The sequence below is a fragment of the Mycobacterium sp. 1165178.9 genome, from assembly GCF_001673555.1.
Classification (GTDB): Bacteria; Actinomycetota; Actinomycetes; order Mycobacteriales; family Mycobacteriaceae; genus Mycobacterium.
On sequence record NZ_LZMB01000132.1, the window covers coordinates 1 to 2,048 of the forward strand.

At 73.9% G+C, this 2,048-nt stretch carries 2 protein-coding genes and 1 pseudogene; all 3 read right to left on the reverse strand.

What is annotated here, in order from left to right; translation table 11 throughout:
• Positions 1 to 376, reverse strand: a pseudogene (locus A5652_RS06530) (type II secretion system F family protein); the annotation flags it as partial.
• Positions 377 to 463: 87 nt separating this feature from the next.
• The gene (locus A5652_RS06535; RefSeq protein WP_067348037.1) at positions 464 to 1,258 is read right to left on the reverse strand and encodes a type II secretion system F family protein; all 795 of its coding nucleotides are present in this window, start codon (positions 1,256 to 1,258) and stop codon (positions 464 to 466) included.
• Positions 1,255 to 2,048 (reverse strand): ATPase, T2SS/T4P/T4SS family (locus A5652_RS06540; protein WP_067348040.1); only part of this gene is annotated, 794 nt, incomplete at its 5' end. The genes A5652_RS06535 and A5652_RS06540, both read right to left, overlap by 4 nt.

Genomic DNA, 2,048 nt, shown 5'->3' on the forward strand with positions numbered 1-2,048 from the left:
AACGCCGGGCCAGTCGCAGCAGCGCATCGATCTGCGGGTCGGTCGAGTTGCGCGGGCCGGCCGGAATGGACCATGCGACAGCGGGATCGGCGCCGAGCGCGAGCAGGTCGGCGGCGCGGCGCAGCACCCTGGCCAGATCCGGTGGCGCGGACGGGACGGCGGCCGCCGCGGCCGTCGACACGGCCATGCCCGACGCCAGGCACACGGCCAGCACGTCCAGACAGGAGGCGACCGCCAGCGGATCCGGGCCGCCCGCCGGTGCCGTGCCGCGCGGGCGGCGACGGCCACGCACCGGCATCCCGGCGCGCCCGGGCACCAGCGAGGAGCCGGGGCCGATGCACAGCGCCGCGGCCAGCAGCACCGCCGCGACATTCATGCGCCGCCCTCCCTCGCGCGCGGGTGCCGCCCACACGTGGGGGCGTGCTCCCCCTTCATCGCGTCGCTCCGCATGGTTCCGCCGCGCTCACGACGTCACCCGATCGGCGATGCGGTCCGACCACAGCAGACCGGCGCAGGCCAGCGCCGACCCGACGAGCAACAACCACCCGCCCGCGTGGCCGCTTAGCAAGAAGCCCAGCGGCCGGGCGCCGATCAGTTGGCCCAGCAGCACCCCGAGCACCGGCAGCGCGGCCAGTATCGCCGCGGTCGCCCGCGCACCGGCCATGCTCGAGGCCACACGGGCCGAGAACCGTTGCCGCTCAGCGATATCGCGCTGGGCGGCACGCATCAGGGTGGCTATTCCCAGCCCGTTGTCGCTGGCCAGCCGCCAGCACAGCGCGAGCCGCTCCCAATGCATGGGCAACGCCGAGCAACCGGCCGCGGCGGCCAGCCCGGCCGCGACGTCGGCGCCCAGCCGGGCCCGCGCCGCCACCGAACGCAGCGATACCGCAACCGCGCCGGCGGTGTCGTCGGCGGCGACGCAGAACGCGCGCACCGGATGCGCGCCGGCACGCAATTCACCGACTAGCACCTCGAGGGCGGATTGCAGCGCGTGGCCCTCAGCTGTGGCACGCCGGATGAGCCGTCGTCGCCGATACCGCAGTCCCGCGGTCGCGACCACGACCGCGACGCCCAGGACGGTCGTCAGCGGCAACACGATGACGGAGATGCAGCCGAAGCCCGCCGCGACGCAGCCCGCCGCACGAGGCCCGACCGTCGGGAGGCGCCGTTGTCGCGATGCAAGTCGTCGTCGCGGGGAGGGCCGGACGACGATGAGCGCGACCGCCATCAGCAGAGCGCCGGCCAGCGGGCCGTTCATGCCGGCATCCTGCTGCGCAGCAGGCGCTGCAGGTGCGGGGCGGCATCCGTCATGCCCCGGTCCGCATGCCACACGGTGACCGCATGTACTGGTCCTTGATCATGGTGCAGCGCAGCGATTTCGCTGAGCCGCCGCCGGCCGGCGCGGTCGCGCTCGACATGCAGCAGCACCTGCACGGCGGCGGCGAGCTGGCTGTGCAGTGCGGCACGATCGAGGCCGCCGAGCGCACCCAACGCCTCGAGACGTGCGGGAACTTCGCCGGGGTTGTTGGCGTGCACGGTGCCCGCGCCGCCGTCGTGGCCGGTGTTCAGCGCAGCCAGAAGGTCCACCACTTCGGCGCCCCTTACCTCGCCGACCACGACACGGTCGGGACGCATCCGCAGCGCCTGCCGGACCAGCTGGCGAACCGGAACCTCGCCGACGCCTTCGATGTTGGCGCACCGGGCAACCAGCTTGACCAGATGCGGGTGGCGCGGCGCCAGTTCCGCGGCATCCTCGACGCAGACGATCCGTTCCGTCGGCGACACGGCGCCCAGCATTGCGGCGAGCAGCGTCGTCTTGCCAGCCCCGGTCCCTCCGCTGACCAGGAATGCCAGCCGGGCGTCGATGATGTCGGTGACCAGTGCGGCGGCTGCGGGCTCGATCGCACCGCCGGAGACCAGGGCCGCCAAATCCTGACTGGCGGGCCGCAGGACACGCAGCGAAATGCATGTGCCCGCAGCCGCCACCGGCGGCAACACCGCGTGCAGCCGCACCGTGAACCCGCCGGCGCCGATGCCGGTCAGCTCGC

What these genes read in the sequence shown, in the direction of transcription:
- A5652_RS06535 (WP_067348037.1), bottom strand. Translation starts at nt 1,258, where the DNA reads ATGAACGGCCCGCTGGCCGGCGCTCTGCTGATGGCGGTCGCGCTCATC.